We start from the raw sequence: 1,201 nt of genomic DNA on the forward strand, positions 1-1,201 counted from the left end.
TGAACATATCGATTCCGACTATACCCTTGCATCTGGGCTTTCTGGATTACTCTTATTAATATCACAGTTACAAAAGGAAGAAATTGTATGGAACGAGTATGGTTATGAATGTATGAAACTTCTAAATAAATATATTTCAGATGGAAAAATAAATAATTTATCTTTGTGGGGAGGATTGACAGGAATAGCAGCGTCAGCTTATTTACTATCTAATAAAGGCGAATATTATTCAAATTTCATAAACCAGTTAAATGAAATTATTTTAGATAATCTCTCTTTTTATTTAGGGGGTTCTTTAAATAATTTAACTTCATCTAGGACTACCAGTTTAGACTTTGAGGCAATTTATGGGTTAGCAGGTATTACAAGGTATTTACTATTTTTCAAAGAAGATCCCAAGGTTAATGAAATGATTCGAAATATATTGAACTATTTTATTCAACTAAATAATAAAGTTAACTATAGAGAACAGAAAGTGCCAGGGTATTTTATTAGTGAAGGTAATCAATTAAATAATGATTCTATCAATTACCCAGGTGGGCACTTAGATTTAGGATTATCGCATGGTATGTGTGGTCCGTTGTCTGTTATGGCTTTATCATTGGAACATGGAATTGAACAACCAGGTCAAATAAGTGCGATTAATGATATGGTTGAGCAATTATTAAAATGGATGCAAAAAGATCAAGAGGGAGTATGGTGGCCTACAAAAATTAATTTTAATGAATTTATTAATGAAGATTTCATACAAAAGCAAGACCTGATATATGGTTGGTGTTATGGTACTCCTGGAGTAGCAAGAATATTGTGGATATGTGGTAGAGCTCTGAATAATAAAGAATATCAAGAGATAGCACTTTCGGCTTATAAAGCAATATGTAAGAAAGATTTTAAAAATTTAAAAATCCAAACACCTACTTTTTGCCATGGGATTTCTGGTATTCTGCATTTAACGCATCTAATGTATATTGAGTCTTTTGATAAGGAACTATTAAGTTTTAAAAATAATTTAGCTGAAAAAATACTTCAATATTACGATGCAGAAAATCCTCTGGGATTTTATGACATAACTTACAGTGGTAAAAAAAATCTCTCAATTGGGGCATTAGATGGTGTGAGCGGTATCTTAGCTGTATTAAATTCTATTAATTCTAATGAAATTCCTGAATGGTCGTTTTTGTACCTTACAAACTAAATATAT

Annotated in this window: 1 protein-coding gene; it reads left to right on the top strand. The window is 30.6% G+C overall.

The window, feature by feature from the left end:
• On the top strand, positions 1-1,195 hold a 1,195-nt coding region (locus tag GBN78_RS29715), incomplete at its 5' end, for a lanthionine synthetase C family protein (protein WP_152128037.1).
• Positions 1,196-1,201 lie beyond the last annotated feature (6 nt).

It is taken from the genome of Bacillus sp. B2-WWTP-C-10-Post-4, from assembly GCF_009183805.1.
Classification (GTDB): domain Bacteria; phylum Bacillota; class Bacilli; order Bacillales; family Bacillaceae_G; genus Bacillus_A; species Bacillus_A cereus.